Source organism: Nocardioides abyssi (assembly GCF_030412915.1).
GTDB classification, from domain to species: Bacteria; Actinomycetota; Actinomycetes; order Propionibacteriales; family Nocardioidaceae; genus Nocardioides; species Nocardioides abyssi.
The window spans coordinates 1-360 of the sequence record NZ_JAUHJR010000058.1 but is presented as its reverse complement, the minus strand read 5'-3'; the positions used below and the strand labels follow the sequence as shown (position 1 = coordinate 360).

The 360-nt window shown below is 67.5% G+C and carries 1 protein-coding gene; it reads left to right on the top strand.

Annotation, left to right across the window (positions count from 1 at the left end):
* Positions 1–360: hypothetical protein (locus tag QWY29_RS19895; RefSeq protein WP_300962976.1), on the top strand; the 360-nt coding region annotated here is incomplete at both ends.

Sequence of the window (360 nt, the reverse complement as noted above, 5' to 3'; positions counted from 1 at the left end):
GCAGGGCAGCTACTGGCGCTCGGCGTCGGGCTGGAGCGTGCCGGACCCTGCGGCGTACCCGAACTCGGTGCTGTACTTCGACCTGACCGGCACCGAACCGGGCGGCACCGTCGACCTCAAGGACCTGGGCAGCACCTGGGCGCAGACCAGCTGCGAGAGCGGTGTGTGGACCCGCTCGCTGCTGATCGTCATCGACGGCGGCAACGTCAAGATGAACGGCAACAACGAGGTCGCGGCCAGCATCGTGCTGACCTCGCGCACCTACGGCGAGGTCGACAAGGGCACCGGCAACCCCGACTACGTCGGCACGCTCTTCGCCAACACCCTCAACCTCGCCGGCACCTTCGACTTCGAGCTCAA